The organism is Kribbella aluminosa, assembly GCF_017876295.1.
Lineage (GTDB): Bacteria > Actinomycetota > Actinomycetes > Propionibacteriales > Kribbellaceae > Kribbella > Kribbella aluminosa.
The window spans coordinates 588,552-608,512 of sequence record NZ_JAGINT010000001.1 but is presented as its reverse complement, the minus strand read 5'-3'; the positions used below and the strand labels follow the sequence as shown (position 1 = coordinate 608,512).

19 protein-coding genes and 3 pseudogenes are annotated in these 19,961 nt (G+C 70.2%); 7 read left to right on the top strand and 15 right to left on the bottom strand.

Annotated features, from left to right (window positions below):
• Window positions 1–87 precede the first annotated feature (87 nt).
• The 11 genes and pseudogenes from JOF29_RS02990 to JOF29_RS45835 form a co-directional block, all read right to left on the bottom strand.
• A complete protein-coding gene (locus JOF29_RS02990) occupies window positions 88–1,641 on the bottom strand; it encodes a complex I subunit 4 family protein (RefSeq protein WP_307863122.1) in 1,554 nt (517 codons plus the stop codon).
• On the bottom strand, window positions 1,638–3,404 hold the full coding sequence (locus tag JOF29_RS02985) for an NADH-quinone oxidoreductase subunit 5 family protein (protein ID WP_209692689.1): 1,767 nt from the start codon (window positions 3,402–3,404) through the stop codon (window positions 1,638–1,640). The genes JOF29_RS02990 and JOF29_RS02985 overlap by 4 nt, the downstream gene beginning before the upstream one ends.
• A complete protein-coding gene (gene nuoK, locus JOF29_RS02980) occupies window positions 3,401–3,718 on the bottom strand; it encodes an NADH-quinone oxidoreductase subunit NuoK (protein WP_209692688.1) in 318 nt (105 codons plus the stop codon). The genes JOF29_RS02985 and nuoK overlap by 4 nt, the downstream gene beginning before the upstream one ends.
• 1 nt (window position 3,719) lies before the next feature.
• A complete protein-coding gene (locus JOF29_RS02975; protein ID WP_209692687.1) occupies window positions 3,720–4,217 on the bottom strand; it encodes an NADH-quinone oxidoreductase subunit J family protein in 498 nt (165 codons plus the stop codon).
• Window positions 4,214–4,570 (bottom strand): 4Fe-4S binding protein, encoded by a 357-nt coding sequence (locus JOF29_RS42670; RefSeq protein WP_372446327.1) that lies wholly within the window; start codon window positions 4,568–4,570, stop codon window positions 4,214–4,216. Before JOF29_RS42670 ends, JOF29_RS02975 begins: the two co-directional genes overlap by 4 nt.
• Before the next feature lie 188 nt (window positions 4,571–4,758).
• Window positions 4,759–5,145, bottom strand: coding sequence for a PIN domain-containing protein (locus JOF29_RS02965; protein WP_209692685.1), 387 nt, complete (start codon window positions 5,143–5,145; stop codon window positions 4,759–4,761).
• A 3-nt stretch (window positions 5,146–5,148) separates the two neighbouring features.
• Window positions 5,149–5,442, bottom strand: a complete 294-nt coding sequence (locus JOF29_RS02960) for a hypothetical protein (RefSeq protein ID WP_209692684.1) — start codon at window positions 5,440–5,442, stop codon at window positions 5,149–5,151.
• A 19-nt stretch (window positions 5,443–5,461) separates the two neighbouring features.
• A complete protein-coding gene (locus JOF29_RS02955) occupies window positions 5,462–6,661 on the bottom strand; it encodes an RNA polymerase sigma factor (protein WP_209692683.1) in 1,200 nt (399 codons plus the stop codon).
• Window positions 6,658–6,999 (bottom strand): YciI family protein, encoded by a 342-nt coding sequence (locus JOF29_RS02950; protein WP_209692682.1) that lies wholly within the window; start codon window positions 6,997–6,999, stop codon window positions 6,658–6,660. Before JOF29_RS02950 ends, JOF29_RS02955 begins: the two co-directional genes overlap by 4 nt.
• 33 nt (window positions 7,000–7,032) lie before the next feature.
• A pseudogene (locus JOF29_RS45840) lies at window positions 7,033–7,299 on the bottom strand (sensor histidine kinase); the annotation flags it as partial.
• A 416-nt stretch (window positions 7,300–7,715) separates the two neighbouring features.
• Window positions 7,716–8,216 (bottom strand): annotated as a pseudogene (locus tag JOF29_RS45835) (response regulator); the annotation flags it as partial.
• A gap of 182 nt (window positions 8,217–8,398) precedes the next feature.
• On the opposite strand from JOF29_RS45835, the pseudogene JOF29_RS42655 reads away from it, so the two are divergent.
• Window positions 8,399–8,588, top strand: a pseudogene (locus tag JOF29_RS42655) (ABC transporter permease); the annotation flags it as partial.
• Window positions 8,589–8,638: 50 nt separating this feature from the next.
• On the opposite strand, the gene JOF29_RS02935 reads toward JOF29_RS42655, so the two are convergent.
• Window positions 8,639–9,586, bottom strand: a complete 948-nt coding sequence (locus JOF29_RS02935) for a complex I subunit 1/NuoH family protein (RefSeq protein ID WP_245357425.1) — start codon at window positions 9,584–9,586, stop codon at window positions 8,639–8,641.
• Between the two features lie 62 nt (window positions 9,587–9,648).
• On the opposite strand from JOF29_RS02935, the gene JOF29_RS02930 reads away from it, so the two are divergent.
• On the top strand, window positions 9,649–10,812 hold the full coding sequence (locus JOF29_RS02930) for an NAD(P)H-binding protein (protein ID WP_209692680.1): 1,164 nt from the start codon (window positions 9,649–9,651) through the stop codon (window positions 10,810–10,812).
• Between the two features lie 22 nt (window positions 10,813–10,834).
• On the opposite strand, the gene JOF29_RS02925 is transcribed toward JOF29_RS02930, so the two are convergent.
• Genes JOF29_RS02925 through JOF29_RS02915 form a run of 3 tightly spaced genes read right to left on the bottom strand, consistent with a single transcriptional unit; the run spans window position 10,835 to window position 13,154 of the window.
• The gene (locus tag JOF29_RS02925; RefSeq protein WP_245357814.1) at window positions 10,835–11,755 is read right to left on the bottom strand and encodes a GNAT family N-acetyltransferase; all 921 of its coding nucleotides are present in this window, start codon (window positions 11,753–11,755) and stop codon (window positions 10,835–10,837) included.
• Window positions 11,755–12,600, bottom strand: a complete 846-nt coding sequence (locus tag JOF29_RS44305) for an NADH-quinone oxidoreductase subunit C (protein ID WP_209692679.1) — start codon at window positions 12,598–12,600, stop codon at window positions 11,755–11,757. The genes JOF29_RS02925 and JOF29_RS44305 overlap by 1 nt, the downstream gene beginning before the upstream one ends.
• On the bottom strand, window positions 12,597–13,154 hold the full coding sequence (locus tag JOF29_RS02915; protein WP_245357424.1) for an NADH-quinone oxidoreductase subunit B: 558 nt from the start codon (window positions 13,152–13,154) through the stop codon (window positions 12,597–12,599). The genes JOF29_RS44305 and JOF29_RS02915 overlap by 4 nt, the downstream gene beginning before the upstream one ends.
• A gap of 207 nt (window positions 13,155–13,361) precedes the next feature.
• On the opposite strand from JOF29_RS02915, the gene JOF29_RS02910 reads away from it, so the two are divergent.
• The 5 genes from JOF29_RS02910 to JOF29_RS02890 all read left to right on the top strand — a co-directional run bounded on the left by JOF29_RS02910 (window position 13,362) and on the right by JOF29_RS02890 (window position 19,949).
• Window positions 13,362–14,813 carry a purine-cytosine permease family protein gene (locus tag JOF29_RS02910; protein ID WP_209692678.1) on the top strand — a complete coding sequence of 484 codons (1,452 nt, stop codon included), beginning with the start codon at window positions 13,362–13,364 and terminating at the stop codon, window positions 14,811–14,813.
• A 3-nt stretch (window positions 14,814–14,816) separates the two neighbouring features.
• Window positions 14,817–15,329 carry a cysteine hydrolase family protein gene (locus JOF29_RS02905; RefSeq protein WP_209692677.1) on the top strand — a complete coding sequence of 171 codons (513 nt, stop codon included), beginning with the start codon at window positions 14,817–14,819 and terminating at the stop codon, window positions 15,327–15,329.
• A complete protein-coding gene (locus JOF29_RS02900; protein ID WP_245357423.1) occupies window positions 15,326–16,027 on the top strand; it encodes a GntR family transcriptional regulator in 702 nt (233 codons plus the stop codon). The genes JOF29_RS02905 and JOF29_RS02900 overlap by 4 nt, the downstream gene beginning before the upstream one ends.
• Window positions 16,028–16,671: 644 nt before the next feature.
• The gene (locus JOF29_RS02895; protein WP_209692676.1) at window positions 16,672–16,833 is read left to right on the top strand and encodes a hypothetical protein; all 162 of its coding nucleotides are present in this window, start codon (window positions 16,672–16,674) and stop codon (window positions 16,831–16,833) included.
• 197 nt (window positions 16,834–17,030) lie between these two features.
• Entirely contained in the window at window positions 17,031–19,949 is a 2,919-nt protein-coding gene (locus tag JOF29_RS02890) for a helix-turn-helix transcriptional regulator (protein ID WP_209692675.1), read from the top strand.
• Window positions 19,950–19,961: the final 12 nt, after the last annotated feature.

The window sequence follows — 19,961 nt, the reverse complement described above, 5'->3', positions numbered from 1 at the left end:
GTCCTGGACTGAGGAGCGGAGCGACGAGGGAAGGACGGGAGCTGCAGCCCCGTGACCCGCCGCGACGGAGTCGCGGCATCAGTGCCGTCATAGGGCGGCCATCCACTCGTTGAGGAGTGTGAACGGCCACAGGCCGAGGACCACGGTGAGTACGGCGAGCGGCGCGAAGGTCGCGAACTCGATCCGGCTCAGGTCGACCGCGAACGCGGTCGGCGGGTACTCGGCCGGATCGCCCTGGCAGAGGTTCCGGATCAGCCGGAGGAAGTACGCGGCGGTCAGCACCGCGCCGAGTCCGGCGATCACCATCAGCACCAGGAAGGTTGCCCGCGGCAACGCAGCGGCCGGGTGGTACGCGCCGAGCAGGACCAGCATCTCGCCCCAGAACCCGGCCAGCCCCGGCAGCCCGAGGGAGGCGAGGCACGCGTACGTGAGCAGGCCGCCGATCCGCGGCAGCCGGGCGTACAGCGCGCGGCCGATCGTCCGCAGGTCGCTGGTGTCGTACCGGTCCTTGATCGCCCCGGCCAGGAAGAACAGCAGCCCGGTGATGACGCCGTGCGCGATGTTCGCGTACAGCGCGCCGTTCAGGCCCTCCGGCGACATCGTCGCGACGCCGAGCCCGATGAAGCCCATGTGCCCGACGCTCGAGTACGCGATCAGCCGCTTCACGTCGGTCTGCGCCAGGCAGGCGAGCGATCCGGCGACGATCGCGACCACCGAGAAGCCGGCCAGGTACGGCGCGATCGTGGTCGTCGCCCCGGGCAGGATCGGCAGCAGGATCCGGATCATGCCGTAGCTGCCGAGCTTCAGCAGTACGCCGGCCAGCAGCACCGATCCGACCGTCGGCGCCTTCGCGTGCGCGTCCGGCAACCAGATGTGCAGCGGCCAGAGCGGCATCTTCACCGCGAGCCCGACGGCGATCAGCACCGCCGCGGCGAGCGGGACCCCGTGCCCACCACGGAGCGGATGCTCCCCGAGGAACGCCACGTCGAACGTCCCGGTCTGCCGGTGGATCAGCAGGAACCCGATCAGCATCAACGCCGAGCCGAGCACGGTCATCAGAACGAACGTGTTCGCCGCCCGGCGCCGCCCGGCCCGGTCGTGGTGGTCGCCCCAGACGTCGATCACGAGCCACATCGGGATCAGCACGATCTCGAAGAACACGAAGAACAGCACCAGGTCAGCGGCCGCGAACGTCCCGATCACCCCGGTCTCGATCACCAGCAGCAGCGCGATCAGCGACCGCATCCGGCCGATCCGCGGCGTGATCTTCAACGAGTACAGGCTGCAGAGGAACACCAGAAGAGCGGTGAGCGCGATGAGCGGCATCGAAACACCGTCGACGGCGAGGTGGAACCGCACATCCAGCTGCGGTATCCAGGACACGTCGGTCTGTGCGTACGGCAACAACTTGCCGGGCAAGTTCCGGGGTGGCTCTCGAAAGGCCACAAAGATTGACGTGCACGGACAATGCGGACGACGCATGTCCCACCAAAGGAACACCGAGCCGACCAGCACCAAACCCGACACAACCGACCCGACGATCGCCGAGACCCGCTCCCCCAGAACCGCAGGCAGCCCCCACAGCACCCCGGCGGTCACCGCCGGAACCGCCAGCAAGGCGATCAGCAACCACTGGCTCACGACCCGATCACCCCCGCCAGGATCGCGAGCGCGACCACTCCGACCACGGCCGCGGTCAGGTATGTCTGCACGTTCCCGGTCTGCAACTTCCGGAGCCCGGCCGACGCGAGCACGCCGGCCCGCCCGGTCGCCCGCACGTACGCCCCGATCACGTCCTGATCCCCACCGACCGTCAACCGGGCCAGCCATCGCACCGGCAGCACGACCAACCGCTGGTACGCCGGATCCACGCCGTACTCCCGCTCCAGCAGCACCGGCCGCGGGTCCGCGCCGCGACGCCACAGCGAGTACGCCGGGAGTGCCCCGAGCACCGCGAGCACGGTCGTGATCAGCGCGATCGGCCACTTGAGGTGAATGCCATCGGCGTACCCGAGCCCGACGGCACCGAGAGTCAGCAGGACCATCGGCGCCAGCATCAGCCAGGAGCCCTCGCGCAGCTTCCGGGCGTCCGGCTCGTCCAGGTCCGCCATCGCGTCGTCGTCCTCGAACGCACCGACCGCGCCGACGACGGCCGGCGTACGGAAGAAGACCCACAGCCACAGGCGCAGGCAGTAGAACGCGGTCATCATCGCGGTCAGGCACACCGACACGAGCACGATCCAGCCGACCGCCGAACCGCCCCGGGCAGTCTCCCAGGCCGCCTCGACCACGGAGTCCTTGGAGAAGAACCCGGCCAGCCCCGGTACGCCGGCCAGCGCGGCGAGGCCGATCGTCATCGTCACGAACGTCACCGGCAGCCGCTTCCGGAGTACGCCGCGGCGCGAGTACTTCCGGAGTACGACGAACGCCGCGCTGCCGACCTGATGCAGCAGGACGCCCGCGCAGAGGAACAGCAGGCCCTTGAAGGCCGCGTGCGTCAACAGGTGGAAGAGCGCCGCGTGCCGCCCGTCGCCGGTGCCGAGCGCGAGCCCGGAGAACATGATCGCCAGCTGGCTCACCGTCGACCAGGCGAGCACCCGCTTCACCTCGACCGCCGCCATCGCGCAGGACGCCGCGAACAGCATGGTCACACAGGCGATCACGGCCAGCACGGTGAGCGTGGTCTCGGCCTTGACGAACAGGTCGAACAGCCGGGCGATCAGGAAGACGCCCGCGGCAACCATCGTCGCCGCGTGGATCAGCGCGCTGACCGGACTCGGACCGGGCATCGCGTCCGGGAGCCAGGTCTGCAACGGGACCTGCGCCGACTTCCCGACGACGCCGACGAGCAGCAGCAGCGTGCCGATCGTCAGCGTGTGCGGCTGGATCGGGCCGCTGCCCAGCTCGGAGATCCGGAACGTGTGGTACCCGACGCCGAGCACGAAGATCCCGAACAGGAATCCGACATCGGCGAACCTCGTGATCAGGAACGCCTTCATCGCACCGGCGCGGGCATCCCGACGCTCCCAGTAGTGGCCGATCAGCAGGTACGAGCAGGCGCCCATCACCTCCCAGCCGATCAGCAGCAGGAACAGGTTGTCGGACACCACCACGGTCACCATCGCCGCGGTGAAGAGCGTGACGAGCGCCGTGTACGACGCGATCCGTTCGCGGACGTACCCGATCGAGTAGACCTGCACGCAGCCCGACACGACACCGACCACGGCGAGCATCAGCACGGTCAGGCCGTCGGTGCGGAACTCGTACGAGAACCAGAAGTCCTGGCCGATCATCGCGCCGCCGGCCGAGGTGTGCTGCGGCGTCACGCCGTGCAGCAGCGCCGCGGCCAGTACGACGAGGAGCGAGAAGCCGACGCCGACGACTCGCCAGGCGGTGCCGATCACGACGCCTCCTCGGGCTCGAGCAGGTCCCGGGCCGCGTCGGCGTCGACGTGCCCGTGGCCGCGGAACAGCAGCAGGACGATCGCCAGGCCCAGGCCGATCTCGGCCGCCGCCAGCGTGATCACGAACACTGAGAGCGTCTGGCCGGTCGCCTCGGTCACCCGCCAGGCGTCGAAGGCGACGAGGTTCAGGTTCACCGCGTTCAGCATCAGCTCGAACGACATCAGCAGCGTGATCACGTTCCGCCGGGCGAGCACGCCGTACACGCCGATGCAGAACAGCACCACTGCCAGCAGCAGCGGGAGGACCAACGGCATGTCAGTCCTCCTTCTTCTTCTGCTGGGAGAGGGCGATCGCGCCGATCAGCGCGGCGAGCAACAGGACGGACAGCACCTCGAACGGCAGCACCCAGTGCTCGAACACCTGGGTGCCGACGGCGGTCGCGGAGCCGTCGGCCACCGGCTTGACCTTCTCGTTGCCGAAGGCAAGCAGAATGCCGGTACCGAGGAGCACCGCGAGGACACCGGCCACCACGGCCGCGAACGGGCTCCGGCCGGTGGTCAGCTCCGGCAGCGGATTCGTCGGCGCCTTGGTGAGCATCAGCGCGAACAGCACCAGTACGACGATCGCGCCGACGTACACCAGGATCTGGACCAGCGCCACGAACTCCGCGTGCAACGCGCCGAAGCAGCCGGCCACCGCGCCGAGCGCGAGCACCAGCCAGAGCGCGGCGTGCACGATCCGGCGGGACGTGACGACCAGGACGGCGGCAGCGACCGCCACCAGGCCGGCGACGGCGAACAGAACCGTTGTCACGCGTCGTCCTCCGCCGGTCCCGGGTCGATGGGCTGCGGGGCCGGAACGGTCCACATCCAGTCGCGGAGCCGCTCCTTGTCGTGGGTGAGGTTGCGGATGTCGGTCTCGGCGTACTCGAACTCCGGCGACCAGAACAGCGCGTCGAACGGGCAGGCCTCGATGCAGATCCCGCAGTACATGCAGAGGCTGAAGTCGATCGCGAACCGGTCCAGCACGTTCCGGCTGCGCTCCCGGGCCTGCTCACCGACCGACGGCGCGGTCTCGGTGTGCGAGTCGATGTAGATGCACCAGCTCGGGCACTCGCGGGCGCACAGCATGCAGGAGGTGCAGTTCTCCTCCAGCAGCGCGATCACACCCCGGCTGCGCGGCGGCAACTCCGGCTGGACATCCGGATACTGCTCGGTGACGGACCGCCGGGCCAGCGTCCGCGCAGTGACCTTCAACCCCTCGACCAGCCCCTTACCAGGCAGCCCCACACTCCACCTCCCGTCGTTCCCCTGTTGGCAGACACTAGCCGGTTCCGAGCCGATCCGTTCGGCGATCAGACGCGGTGGACAGTGACATCGGCAGCATGTGCGGCAAGAGCAGTGATATCAGCTGTATCACCGGTGATCACCACACCGCTGGGCTCGGCGATCGCCACAACGATCGCATCGACCGCCGACCCCTTACCGGCATCAGTTCGAAGCTTGGCGGCACGGCGCGCGGCGGACTCGTCCAGAGTGACTCCGATATCGCAACTCTTGAGGAACCTGTTGGTCCGCACATCCTTCTGCGGATGGCCGGTGAGGCACTCGACCAGGACCGCCGACGGAACTATCGGCGGCCACAGGCCCTCGATGCCGAGAACCGCCAGGACCGCCTTGGCGCGGCTCGATCCCTCGACGAAGAAGCTGACTGCGCCACTGTCCAGGACAGCCTGTCGCATCACTCAGCTCGCCTTCTTGGCGTGGCCGCCATCTTCGTGCTGACCGTGTCCCTCGTCGGGCGGACGGAGTTTGGCCTTGATCCCAGCAACGAAGTCCTCGGCCCAGGCAAGGTCCTCCGGAGACGGCTCCCCGGTTTCGGCGATCAGCGCGGCAAGGTACTCGTCGGCCGCCTCAATCAGCTTCTGCCGGCGGATTTCGGCGCGGAGAGCCTGCTGCGCGACCTCTGAAGCACGCAGCTTGCGGCTCTTCACCTCTGCGTAGAGGTCGTCGGGGAGATAGATCTGAATGCGCGGCATGCGCCTAACTATACACACATCAGTGTCGCGCCCGTTCCTCCAGGAAGGCCTGTTCGGCCTGGTTGGTGGTGTGGGAGAGCGCCGTTTCGTACGCCGTCCGGGCTTCGGCGAGGCGTCCCAGGCGGGTGAGGAGGTCGGCGCGGATGGCGTGGAAGAGGTAGTAGGTGTCGAGGGACAGGTCGTCGACGAGGGCGAGCGCGGCAGCGGGGCCTTCCACCTCGGCCACGACGACGGCGCGGTTGAGTGCGACGACCGGGGTCGGGTCCAGCGCCAGCAGGTGGTCGTAGAGCTGCAGGATCTGCCGCCAGTCGGTTGCCTCGGCGGTCGCGGCGTCTGCGTGTACGGCGTTGATCGCCGCCTGCAGCTGATACGGACCAGGCTGATTCCGGCGGAGGCACCGCCGTACCAACGTGTGCCCTTCGGTGATCAGCACGTGGTCCCACAGTCCGGGGTCCTGGTCGCGGAGCCGGACGAGCGCGCCGTCGGGTGCGACCCGGGCCGGGCGGCGGGACTGCTGGAGGAGCATCAGCGCGAGCAGCCCGGCCGCTTCGGGTTCGTCCGGCATCAGGTCGACGAGCAGCCGGCCGAGGCGGATCGCTTCGGCGGCGAGTTCGTTGCGGACCAGGGTCTCGCCGGACGAGGCGGCGTACCCCTCGTTGAAGATCAGGTACACGACCGCCAGTACGCCGCGGACGCGCTCGGGCAGGTCCGCCTCGTACGGCACCCGGTACGGGATGCCCGCGGCCTTGATCTTCGCCTTCGCGCGGACCAGCCGCTGCGCCATCGTCGGCTCGGGCACCAGGAACGCGTGGGCGATCTCGGCCGTACTGAGCCCGCCGAGCATCCGGAGCGTGAGCGCGACCCGGACGTTCAGCGCGAGGGCCGGGTGGCAGCAGGTGAAGATCAGCCGCAGGCGGTCGTCGTGCACGGCGCCCTCCTCCAGCGTCTCGGCCTCGGCGTGCAGCAGCGCCGCCTGGGCGTGTTTGCCCGCCCGCGCCGACTCCCGGCGCAGGCGGTCGATCGCACGGTTCCGCGCGGTCGTGATGATCCAGCCGGCCGGACTCGGCGGTACTCCGGTCGCCGGCCACTTCTCCAGCGCCGCCGCGAACGCGTCCTGGACGGCGTCCTCGGCGATCTCCAGGTCCCCGAACACCCGGGTCAGCACGGCCACCGCGCGCCCGTGCTCGGCCCGGAATACCGCCGCGAAGTCGGAGGTCACGACTGCGAGGGCCGGACCTCGACCGGCAGGCGGAGCACCTTGGCGAGGCGCCGCCCCCAGTGCAGTGCGGCGTCGAGGTCCTCGACCCGGATGACGATGAAGCCGCCCAGGTGTTCCTTGCCCTCGGTGAACGGGCCGTCGGTCACCAGTACCTCGTCGCCCTGGACGCGCAGCACGGTGGCGGTCTCGGGCGGGTGCATGCCGGCGTCGAACACCCAGACCCCGGCTTCCCTCAGATCCGTGTTCAGGACCTCGAGGTCACGCATGATCGGGTCGAGGATCTCGGGCTCGGGGACCGGGCCGTCGGGCTGGTAGATGCTGAGCACGTATTGGTTCATCGTTCCTCCTTCTCGTGACCTACACGAACCGCCTCACCCTGGATCGACAGGCAGCACCACAGTAATTTCCAGACCGCCGCCGGCGCGCGGTACGGCGTCCACGGTGCCGCCGTGCGCCTCCGCCACCGAGCGGACGATCGACAGGCCGAGCCCGGCGCCCTTCCCGCCGACGAGCCGCTCGGCACCGAGGCGGTAGAACGGCTTGAACAAACTCTCCACCTCGTACGGCGGAATCTCGGGGCCGGTGTTCGACACGACCAGCTCGACCCGGCCGCCGACCGTCCGGCTCAAAACCCGGACCCACCGCGCCCCCCGGGCCGCAGCACCCCCGTCAGGCCCGGGCGTCACCGCAGCACCGCCGGACCCCCGCGTCGTCGCAGCACCGTCGGACCCCCGCGTCGTCGCAGCTCCGTCCGGCGTCCGCGTCGTCGCAGTCGCGGTTTCCTGGGCGCCTGCCACCTGGGCGGACGGTCGCTCGTCGGCTCTGACCTGGCGAGCTGTGTTGTGGCGGACGCCGTTCTCGACCAGGTTGTGCACCAGGCGCTCCAGCAGCAGCGCGTCGCCCTTCGTCGGTGCGTCGCCCGGGCCGCGGACCACCTCGACGCCGGCCGCGGCCGCCTCACTGGCAACCTGGCCCGCACGTGGGTGACGATGTCGCTCAGGTTCACCGGGTAGACGGCCGTCAGCTGCTTCTCCGAGTCCGCGAGGATCAGCAGCCCTTCGATCAGCTGCTCGTGCCGCGCGTTGATCGTCAGCAGGCTCTCGCCCAGTTCCTTCACGTCCGCGGACGCCGTACGCCGATGCATCGCGACCTCGACCAGCGCGCGGCCGAGGGTCAACGGCGTACGGAGTTCGTGGGACGCGTTGGCGACGAACCGGCGCTGGCCGTCGAACGAATGGTCCAGCCGCTCCACCATCGTGTCGAACGCGTCCGCCAGGTTCTTCACCTCGTCGTCGGGGCCGTTCAGCGCGATCCGTTCGTGCAGCATCAGCACCCGGGTGGCCGATCCGGATGTCACCAGTTGCCGGCACACCTCGTCGCCGTGCACCACCGGGATGTCGCGGTCCAGGACGAGTACGTCGTACCCGTTCACGGACAGCCGCTCGAGCGCGGCGCCGCCGTCACCGGCCACGTCGACGGCGTGCGAGTCGTCGCGCAACCACTCCGCGATCGCTGCCGCCAGCAACGGTTCGTCCTCGACCACCAGTACCCGCACGCACCCCATGGTGCCCGACGGCGCTGTTTCCCCCGTGTTTCCGCGCGGCCCGCGCCAACCTGCTCGACACCATCGGAGCGACGGTCCGCAGCGGAAAATGGCTCGATTCCGCAACCGGAAATTTCCGGCAACCGTTCTCGTCGCGGCCGCGGCGGGATCACCAAGGCCGGCCCGGACGGCGGGTCGGCGTCGCGAACATCATGGTGATCCCGGTCCTCGAACGCCGCGCTGAGATCGGCCTCCGACGTTCCCTCGGCGCCACCCGCGGCCAGATCCGTACCGGCCACCCTGGTGATCGGCGCCCTGGCAGGCCTGTCCCCCGCCGTCCGAGCCTCCCGCCTCTCCCCCACGGAAGCCCTCGCGACACCATGACGGTTGGGGAGGATTTCGTGCCGATCCGGGAGGAAAACCCTCCCCAACCCTCAGAACAGGACGACGCCTACGCCCGTTAGGGCGAGTTGCAGCAGGGCTACTGGCACCAGGCCCTGCCATGCCAGCTTCTGCAGCTGGTCGGCGCGCATCCGCGGGAACGAGACCCGCACCCAGATCACCACGACCGACACGAGCGCGACCTTCAGCAGAGTCCAGATCCACCCGATCGACTCCGGCCCCGGGCCGCTCCAGCCGCCGAGGAACAGCACCGTGGTGAGGCCCGCGAGTACGACGATCCCGGCGTACTCGGCGAGCAGGAACATCGCGAACCGGAGCCCGGTGTACTCCGTGTACGGCCCGAAGATCACCTCGGAGTCCGCGACCGGCATGTCGAACGGGGGCCGCTGCAGCTCGGCGAGCCCCGCGATGAAGAACACGACCATCCCGGGCAGCTGCCACAGCAACCACCACGGGTTCCACGCGTGGGCGATCCCGGTCAGGCTCAACGACCCGGCGGCGACCGCGACACTCGCCGCGGACAGTACGAACGGCAGCTCGTAACTCATCAGCTGCGCCGCCACCCGCAGCCCGCCGAGCAGGCTGTACTTGTTCCCGCTCCCCCAGCCCGCCATCAGCGAACCCAGTACGCCGATGCTCATCACCGCGAGTACGAAGAACAGCCCGGAGTCGAGGTCCGCGCCGACGACCCCCGGCGCCAGCGGGATCGCGGCGAGCGCGGCGAGGTACGGCAGGATCGCGACCACCGGCGCCCATTCGAAGACCCGCTTGTCCGCGGCGGTCGGGACCACGCTTTCCTTCTGGACGAACTTCACGCCGTCCGCGACCAGCTGCGCCCAGCCGTGGAACCCACCGGCGTACATCGGGCCGAGCCGTGACTGCATGTGCGCCATCACCTTGTGCTCGGCCTGCCCGACCAGCAAGGGCGCCACCAGGAAGGCGACCAGCACGCCCACCACCCGCACCACGAACTCCAGCATGGATGTCAGCCTAGTGCGTCCGGCTTGACCTCAACCATCGTTCAGGTCCAAGGGTGGGTGTCATGAGAACAATCCTTGTCACCGGAGCCACCGGCCGCGTCGGCCGGCACGTCGTCGACGGGCTGCGCGCCGCGGGCGTCACCGTTCGGGCCCTCGTCCGTACGCCGGAACGCGCCGCGCTCCCGCCCGACGTCGAGCTGATCCAGGGCGACATCACCGACCCCGCCGCCGTACGACGGGCCGCGGACGGCGCGGACGCGGCGTTCCTGCTCTGGCCGTCGTTCAGCGCCGACGGTGCGGCGGCCGTGGTCCCCGAACTCCCGCGGCGCGTCGTCTACCTGTCCTCGCTGAACGCGCCGTCCGGCGGGGTCTGGGCAGACGTCGAGCGGTTGCTGCAGGACAAGGACTGGACGTTCGTACGTCCGGGCGGGTTCGCCGTGAACGCGCAGGGCTGGGCCGACGAGTTCCGTACCGGCGACGTCGTCCGGGTCCCGTACCCCGAGGCCGGGCGGTCGCTGATCCACGAGCGCGACATCGCCGCGGTCGCCGTACTCGCGCTGCTCGGCGACCACCACATCGGACAGACCTACGACGTCACCGGCCCTGAAGTACTGACGCAGGCCGAGCAGATCCGCACCATCGCGCGGGAGATCGGCAAGCGGATGCGGGTCGAGGCGCTGTCCGCCGACGCCGCCCGGCAGGCGATGCTCGACCTCGGCGCCGACCCGGTCCTCGCCGACAGCTCGGTCACCTACTGGGCCTCGCTCGTCGACAACCCCGAACCGGTCACCACCACGGTCGCCGAACTGACCGGCCGGCCCGCGCGTACGTTCGCCGAATGGGCCGCGGACCACGCCGCCGAGTTCCGCGTCCCGACCACGTCCGAGGTCGCCCAGCAGTACACCGGCGCCCTCTCCACCGGCCGCCTCGCCGAAGCGCTGGCTCTCACCGCCCCCGACATGGTCCGCGTCGCCCCGCTCGAGACGAACGGCGAGGAGCTCGAGCTCAAAGGCACCGCCGCCATCCTCGAGAACGCCCACCGCCAGACTGCCGGCATCGAGTACGACGCCATCGACGTACTGGGCCCACTCGTGACGGACAACCACTTCGCGATCCGCTTCACCTTCCACCATCACAACACCCGCACCACCAAACTCTCCCTCTGCACAGTCACCTCCGGCCGCATCACCCGCGAGGAGGTCTTCTACTACACCCCGGCGACTTAGCCGAGGCTGTCGCGCCGTGGGGTCAGAGCGGGAGTTGGAGCCAGCCGCCGATGTCTTGGCGGCCGGATTTCAGGGCGGCGGTGCGGGCGGCGTGGTTGGCGGAGTGGATGGTGCCGATCAGGATGCGGGTGGGGTCGGGGAGGGCCTGGGCGAGGAGGGTGCTCAGGTGCCGGCCGTAGCCGTGGCCGCGGTAGCCGGGGGCTAGGACGAGTTCGCGGACGACGTACGCGGGGAGGCCGAGCGCGTCGTCGGGCTTGATGATCGCGGCTGCGTACCCGGCCCACTCGTCGTTCACGGTGACGTCGTACAGCAGGCCGTCGTCGGCGGATTCCTGCAGGTCGTCGAGGTCCTGGAGGGTCGCCTCCTCCGCGTGGTGCGGGTGTTCGGCGTCGACGGCGGCGTACGCGCGGCGGGCGTCGTCGTAGTGGTCGACGGTCTTCGCCCGGCGCAGCGCGAGGCCGGGCGGTACGTCGGACGGGTGCAGGTCGCCGATCGGTGCGGCCAGGAACCGGCGGTCAGGGGTGGTGCCGTCGACGCCGTCGCCGGCTGTCCAGAGGCGGACGTAGAGCGGGTTGTGGATGCCGTAGTACTCCTGCGCGGCGGCGGCGATCGCGGGGAGGTCGACTGGTTCCGGGGAGCGGGTCATCGGGGTGGCGTCGACGAACGGCCTTGCCAGGTTCAGGTTCTCGAAGCGCAGGCTGAACATCGCCCGCAGGTCGTTGCCTACGGCAACCCAGCGGTTGAGCATCGACTCGGCGGGTTTGCCCGGCGCGAGGCGCTGCGCGCGGGCGGCAGCGATGTCCAGGTCCTCGGCGAGCAGGATGTCCAGCGCGGCATGTTCCTCGGCGAGGATCGCCATCCGCCGCGCGTCGTCCACCCAGGCGCGAGTGAGCGGATGCTGCCGCTCCAGCGTGTACCGCGCCAGCTCCTCAGCCGACGGCATCACGACGGATCAGCCGAAGACTCGCCACCGCCCGCCGCCGGCGGGCCGGTCGGCGGGTCGGTCTGCGGCGCACCCGGCGGGCTGGTCTGCGGGGCAGCCGGCCCATCGGTCTGTGGGCCGGACTGCGGCGGACCCGGCGGGCTGGCTGGTGGGGCGGTGGCTGGTGGGGGCTGGTTGCGGGGGCGGCGTTCGGCGGGGGTGGCGGTTCGGCGGGGGCGGGCGGGGGTGGCGGCGGCTTCGGCGGGGGCCAGGGGGTCGGGGGTGGGGGAGCCCGGTGGGCGGGGGCCCCAGGTGCCGGGGTCGGGGACGCCGGGTGGGAGGGTGCGGCGGCGGCTCGGGGCGCCGGCGGGGGCGTGGTCGGACTCGCCAGGTTCCTTGGCGCCGGGCCACGGTTTGGCGACCCGGGAGGCGAGGACGAACTCCTTGCGCAGCGGGTGGCCCTCGAACTCCTCCGGGAGCAGCAGCGTGGTCAGGTTCGGATGCCCGTCGAAGGCGATCCCGAACATCTCGTGCGTCTCCCGCTCGTGCCAGTTCGCCCCGGCGTACACGTCGGTCAGCGTCGGCAGTACGGCGTTGTCCCGCGGCACCAGCGTCCGCACCAGCACGTGGTCCACGTTGGTCCCGCCCCAGAAGTCCGCGAGATGCGACACCACCCGGAACCCGTCCTTCAGCTCGTCGGCCGCGCTCAGGAAGTCGAAGAACGTGAACCCGACCGCGTCCCGCAGTACCTCGTGCGCCGCGACCCAGGACTCCGGCGGTACGTCGATCGCGACCGGGCCGAAGCTGCTCGCGGACGTCGCGGCGATCCCGGCGCCGGTCAGCGCCTCGACAGCGTCGGACGTCAAGGCTGCACCAGGCCCCGGGTGAGGGCGGCCGCCGACGGCTCCTCGTACCGGCTCGCGACCGTCTCGCCGGCGATCTTCTCCTGCAGTTTGAGGATGCCCTGCAGCAGCGCCTCCGGCCGCGGCGGGCAGCCGGGCACGTACACGTCCACCGGGATGATCTGGTCGACGCCCTTGGTCACGCAGTACGAGTCCCAGTACGGGCCGCCGGAGTTCGAGCAGGAGCCGAAGCTGATCACGTACTTCGGCTCCGGCATCTGGTCGTACAGCCGCTTGATGGCCGGCGCCATCTTGTCCGTGACCGTGCCGGACACCACCATCAGGTCGGCCTGTCGCGGGCCGGGCGCGAACGGGATCACGCCGAGCCGGATGAAGTCGTGGCGGCCCATCGACGCCGCGATGAACTCGATCGCGCAGCAGGCGAGGCCGAAGTTGAACACCCAGAGCGAGTACTTCCGGCCCCAGTTCAGCAGGTACCGGACGGGCTCCGGCGCGAGCCGCGTCAACGCACCCACGGCCGGCCGCACAGTCGGCATCCCCAGCTCGGTCTCGGCCATGGTGCTCAGCCTATAACTCGTTGACCGCCGCGGCGTCGCGTCCTACCGTCGTTTTGAACAGGACTGAACAGGTCCTTGAGGAGCCGAGATGAAAGTGTTGCATGCCACGCCTCCGGCGCAGCGGTCATGGGGCTGTGACTCCCGTCCTTCCCTCGTCGCTCCGGTCGCTGCGCTCCCTCCACTCCTCAGTCCAGGACGGGAGGCCCCATGACAGGTCAGGCCGAGGTGCAGCAGACCCGCGCACTCTCCGTCGAGAGCAACGGGCTGAACGTGATCGCGGACGCGGACCGGAAGGGCCGCCCGAGCCAGCTGTTCTGGCCGTGGTTCGGGGCCAATGTGTCGGTACTGGGACTGAGCTACGGCGCGTTCGCGCTCGGGTTCGGGATCTCGTTCTGGCAGGCGGTGATCGCCGGAGTGATCGGGGTGGTGTTCTCGTTCCTGCTCTGCGGGTGGATCGCTCTGGCCGGAAAACGTGGTTCGGCGCCGACCATGGTGCTCAGCCGGGCCGCGTTCGGAGTCCGCGGAAACAAGCTTCCGTCGCTGGTTTCCTGGTTGCTGACCGTCGGCTGGGAGACCGTACTGACGATCCTCGCGACGCTGGCGACCGCGACGGTGTTCGACCGGCTCGGCTGGGGCGGCGGCGCGCTGACCAAGGTGATCGCGCTGGTCGTGGTCGGCCTGCTGACGGTCGGGTGCGGCGTGCTCGGGTTCGACCTGATCATGCGGGCGCAGGCGGTCATCACGATCGTGACCGGCGTACTGACCGTCGTCTACGTGGTCCTGGTCGCCGATCAGATCCACTGGAAAACGGTTTCGGAAATTCCGCACGGGTCGGCGCAGGCGGTGATCGGCGCACTGGTCTTCCTGATGACCGGGTTCGGGCTCGGCTGGGTGAACGCGGCGGCGGACTACTCGCGGTACCTCCCGCGCCGGGCGTCGAGCCGGGGCGTGGTCGGTTGGACGACGTTCGGCGGCTCGGTCGCCCCCGTCGTACTGCTGGTGTTCGGGCTGCTGCTCGCCGGGTCGTCGAAGGACCTGAGTACGGCGATCGGGTCGGACCCGATCGGCGCGCTGGCGGCGACGTTGCCGACCTGGTTCCTGGTGCCGTTCGTGATCGTCGCGGTGCTCGGGCTGGTCGGCGGCGCGGTCCTCGACATCTACTCGTCCGGGCTCGCGCTGCTGTCGCTCGGACTGCCGGTGAAGCGGTACGTCGCGGCGTTCGTCGACGGCGCGGTGATGATCGCCGGCACGATCTACGTGGTGTTCTACGGCGGGAAGTTCCTCGGCCAGTTCCAGGGGTTCCTGATCACGCTCGGAGTACCGATCGCGGCCTGGTGCGGGATCATGCTGGCCGACATCGCCGGCCGCCGGCGCGACTACGCGGAGGACGAGCTGTACCGGCCGAGCGGGCGGTACGGCGATGTCCGTTGGCTGCCGGTCGGCACGATGATCGTTGCCACGGGCATCGGCTGGGGCCTGGTGACGAACACGCTGGCGTCCTGGCTGACCTGGCAGGGGTACCTGCTCGGCGCGTTCGGGCTCGGCGGCAAGGAGGGCGCGTGGGCGTTCGCGAACCTCGGCGTCCTGGCGGCGCTGGTGATCGGGTTCGTCGCGCAGTGGTTCGGCGGGCGGCCCGCCGTACGGCGTCAGGAGGCCTGAGACGTGCTGGCGCTGATCGATCTGCAGCGGATCTTCGCGGATCCTTCGTCGGGGTGGGCGACGCCGGACTTCCAGCGGGTGGTGGAGCCTGCGCGGGAGTTGGTCAAGCTGTTCTCGCCGGAGATGGTGTTCACGCGGTTCGTCGCGCCGGAGCAGCCTGCCGGGGCGTGGGTGGGGTACTACGAGGCGTTTCCGTTTGCCTTGCAGCCTGCCGATGCGGCGGATTACCAGTTGGTAGAGGAGTTCAAGGGTGCTCCAACTCTGGACAAGACGACGTTCGGTGCCTGGGGCCCCGAACTGGCGGCGCGGGCCGACGGGCGGCTGGTGCTGGCCGGGGTGGCTACCGACTGTTGCGTGATCAGTACGGCGCTGGCTGCGGTCGATGCCGGCGTACAGGTGCAGGTGGTGGAGGAGGCGTGTGCCGGGTCCACCGCGGAGAACCATGCGAAGGCGATCGACCTGATGCGGTTGTACGCGCCGATGCTGGAGATCGTCAGCGTGGAGCAGTTGCGATGATCCGGCTCAAGCACGAGCGGGTGGCGCGGGTGCTGGCGCGCGAGATCAAGTCCGGCATCGTACGGCCGGGTACACAGCTGCCCGGTGAGGTGGAGCTGGCGCGGCGGTTCGCCGTCAGCCGGAACACGGTTCGCGCGGCGCTCGCCGTACTCGCCGAGGACGAGCTGATCGCGACGCGGACCGGGAAGGGTTCGTACGTGCTGTTCGACGGGCGGCCGCTGGACGGGCGGCTCGGGTGGACGCATGCGCTTTCCGAACAGGGTGTCGAGACGCGGATGCGGACGGTCCGGATCGAGCTGGAGGAGGACCCGGTGCTGGCCGCGCGGCTCGGGCTCGGGTCGTCGTCGTTCGTGGTGATCGAACGCGTCCGGCAGCTGACGGACGGTACGGCGATCTCGCTCGAGCGGAGCCAGATCCCCGCGCTCGAGAAGCTTCGGGATCTGCCCGAACGCGGGCTGCACAACGGCTCGATCAGCGGCACGCTGAACCGCGCCGGCCTGTACCTCGACCACTGCGAACAACGCCTCCGCGGCCGTGTCCTCACCCCCGTCGAGGCGGGCCACCTGGGCCGCCCGCACAACACCTGGTTCCTGCACACCACCCGCACGAGCTGGACCGCCACCGACCAGTTCGCCGAACACGCCGACGAACTCCTCGACCCCACCCACTACGAACTCAACCTCACCTACAACAGCTGATCGGCGCCACAAGGGCTGTCCGAGGGGTCTAAGGGGGTAGTTGCCGGGGGCATAGGGAGTTGTGCTGATGTGGCGGGTCTCCTCAGAGACGCACTGTTTTCTCAGCAGCGAGAGCAGTCGGAGGAGATCATGTTCGTTTACTCGACCGCCGCGGTTCAGGCGGAGATGAAGTATCGCCAGGAGCGGATCCGTCGCGACTTCCAGCGCCCCCTGTGGTTCCGCAAGCGTGTTCCGCGGCCGCCTCAGCCCTGTGCGCCCGAATTGCGGGCCCGGCCCGCGATGTGACCGCACGTTCACCCCCAAGCCCCCTTCCCCCCAACGGCGCGGCCGGCTCTTCGGAGCCGGCCGCGCCACCGTCGTTTCAGGGGTTCTAGGACCCCCTAGGAGCACCTAGGAGTCCGTCCCGGCCGCGGATAGGGAGGAGTTCCGATGTGCGGGGTCACCTCAGACGAGCAGATTAAGGGTGTCGGCAAGGAGCCGGCACAGAACACCGGAGGAACACATGTTCAGCAACGCAGCCGTCAAGGCAGAGGTTGACTACCGCAGGGAGCGCCTCAGCCGGGACTTCCGCCAGCACCGGACCAACCGGGGCCGTCGGACCCTCAGCCACCTGCTCGGCCGGAAAGCCTGAAGGGAGGGACACCATGATCACAGTTCCACTGACCCCCGATTCGATGCGAGCGGAGGCGGCGTACCGCCTGGAGCGCGCCAAGCGTGACTACCGGGCGGCGAACCGCCGGGAGCGCACGGTGAAGGCCGCACAGCCCAAGCCGCGGCACGCCCTCCGTCCCCGTCCGGTCGCATGACCGCCGAGACCGCCGTCCCTGATCGAGAAACCCCGATCAGGGACGGCGTTTCCATACCTGTTTCCGGACCTGTTTCCGGACCTGTTTCCGGACCTGTTTCCGGTGCTGTTTCCGGACCTACTTCCGGGCCGGCTTCTGCGGCTGGGAGAACCCACGGAACGGGATGCCGTCGATTTGTGTCGGCGCCAGGGGCGAAGATGGACGACGTGCCCTGGAATTCGACACCTCTCGTCGGCCGCTCGTCCGAGATGGCCGCCCTGCTCAGCGCCGTGGACGACGCGAAGACGCGCCGCGCCGGTGCCGTGCTGCTGTCCGGCGACGCGGGCGTCGGCAAGACCCGGATGCTGGACGAGGTCGCCACCGGTGCACACGAGCGCGGTTTCGGCGTCCTCGTCGGGCACTGCACCGACTTCGGCGACGCCGGCCTGCCGTACCAGCCGTTCTCGGAGATCTTCGGCCGGCTGGCCGGCGACCGCCCGGACCTGGTCGACGGCGTGCTGACGAACTTCCCGGCGATCGGCCGCCTGCTGCCCGCGCACCGCCTGCTCGGCGCCCAGCCCGCGCCGCAGGAGGGCCAGCTGGACCGGGCCGCGCTGTTCGACGCGGTGCTCGGCGCGTTCACCGCCCTCGCCACGAGCGAGCCGCTACTGGTGATCATCGAGGACGCGCACTGGGCCGACGACTCGACCCGGGACCTGATCGGTTTCCTGATCACCCGGCTGACTTCGCAGCGCCTGGCCCTCGTGGTGTCGTACCGCAGCGACGACCTGCACCGCCGGCACCCGCTCCGCCGCCCGATCGCCGAGTGGTCGCGGAATCCACGGGTACGCCGGGTCAACCTGCCGCCGCTCGACGCCGACGAGGCCCGGACGCTGCTGCACTCGCTGCTGACCACCACGCTGCCCGCGGAGGAGGAGCGCCGGATCCTCGAGCGGGCCGGCGGCAACGCGTTCTTCACCGAGGAGCTGGCCGCCGCGGCCTCGATGGGCGACAACGACGGCGTGCCGCCGGATCTCGCCGACGTGCTGCTGGTCCGGCTCGACCCGCTGTCCGACCACGCCCGCCAGGTGGCCCGGGTGATCGCGGTCGCCGGGCGTCGCGTCCCGCACACGCTGCTCACCGCGGTCGCGAAGCTCCCGGACCGCGAGCTCGACGACGCCCTGCGGGAGCTGATCGACGCCCACATCATCGACGTACCGACCAGCGATCGGTACTACTTCCGCCACGCGCTGCTCGCCGAGGCCGTGTACGACGACCTGCTGCCGGGCGAGCGCGTCCGCGAGCACGCGGCGTACGTGCAGGCCCTGGAGAACCAGACCGTCGCGGGCACCGCCGCCGAGCTGGCCGGGCACGCCACCCGGTCGCACGATCTGGCGACGGCCTTCGAGGCACGGGTCCGGGCCGGGCAGGAGGCGCTGTCGGTCGCCGCGCCGCAGGAGGCGCTGAAGCACTACGAGATGGCGCTCGAGCTGTTCCCGAACGCGGCGCCGACGAGCACAGTCGACAAGACCTGGCTGATCGTCGACACCGCGACTGCCGCGACTCTGTCGTCACAGCACCTGCGCGGGCTCAAGCTGCTCCGGAAGGCGCTGGCCGAGCTGCCGCCCGACGCGCCGAATCGGCAGCGCGCCGAGTTGCTGCTGCCGCTGGCGGACATCGCACTGATCATCGACAAGGACAAGGAGTCCAACGAGGCTGTCTCGCAGGCGCTGAAACTGGTCGGCGACGAACCGTCCAGCGTCTTCAAGGCGCAGGTCGCTTCGCTGTACGCACGGGTCTCGGACGCGCTCGGCCGCCCGATGGAGGCAGAACGCTGGGCACACAAGGCGCTGGAGATCGCCCGCGAGGCCGGGCAGGAGTCCGCGGCCAGCGACGCCGGCATCACGCTGGCCCAGCTGCGGCGGCGGGCCGGCGATCCGGAGACCGCGGCGAAACAGCTCGAGGAGGCCGCCGTCCGGGCGCAGCTCACCGGCGACCCGGCCGCTGAGGTCCGGAGCCGGTTCCTGCTCGGCTCGACACGGTACGAGCAGGGCGATCTATTGAACGCGAAGTCGGCGCTGTCGTTCGCGACCAAGCGGGCCGGTGAGCTCGGGCGGCAATGGGCGGCGTACGGGTTCGACGCGCGGCGGATGCTGGCGCTGACCCAGTTCATGCTCGGCGAGTGGGACGACGCGTCGGCGACCGCGCGGACGGACGCGATGACGCCGTCGGCGGCCGGGGCGGCGCTGCGGGCGGTGGAGTTCTCGGTCCGCGGTGGGCGCGGCGACACCGCGGTCGCGGAGGAGTTCGAGATGTCCCGGAAGTGGTGGGACCTGGACATCATGCTGCCGATCATCGGGCTGCAGCCGGCCGTGGACGCGTACCGCGCGCTCGACAAGCCGGCCGTGGCGGAGAAGCTGATCGCGGACGTGACCACGCTGTGTGCGGACGTGTTCCAGACCGAGTGGTTCCTCGGGCGGATCCGGTTCGCGACGCTCGGGTTGCAGCTGCTGTGTCACCGCGCGGTCGGCGAGCCGTCGGCCGCCGCGGAGCTGGTCGAGCGCGGGGCGGAGCTGCTGTCACTCGGTCAGGCGACCTCGGAGAAGGGGCTGCCGCCTGGGCGGTTGATGGGTGTCGAAGGGCTCGCGTGGCTGGCCCGGCTGGAGTCGGAGTGGGACCGGCTGCGCTGGCTGGCGGGTGTGGACGCGCCGACGCCCGAGGAGCATGTGGCCGCGTGGCAACGGACGACGGACGCGTTCGGGTACGGGTATGTGTTCGAGCAGGCGTGGTCGCGGGTCCGGTTGTCGGCCGCGCTGCGTGCCGCGGGGCGGGTCGCCGAGGCCAACGAGCAGGCCACGCTGGCCGCCGAGGTCGGCCGGGAGTTGAGCGCGCGGCCGCTGGTGGAGGAGGCGGGTGGCGGCGATTCCCACGGCCCGAGTGCGCTGACGTCGCGGGAGACCGAAGTACTGCGGTTGCTCGCCGAGGGCCGGACGAACCGGCAGTTGGCGCGAGAGCTGTACATCAGCGAGAAGACCGTCAGCGTGCACGTCTCGAACATCCTCGCCAAGCTCGGCGTCCGCTCACGGACCGAAGCGGCAGCGGTAGCACGCCGCGACGGCCTCCTGGACGACGCCTAACCCGCCGCTGGC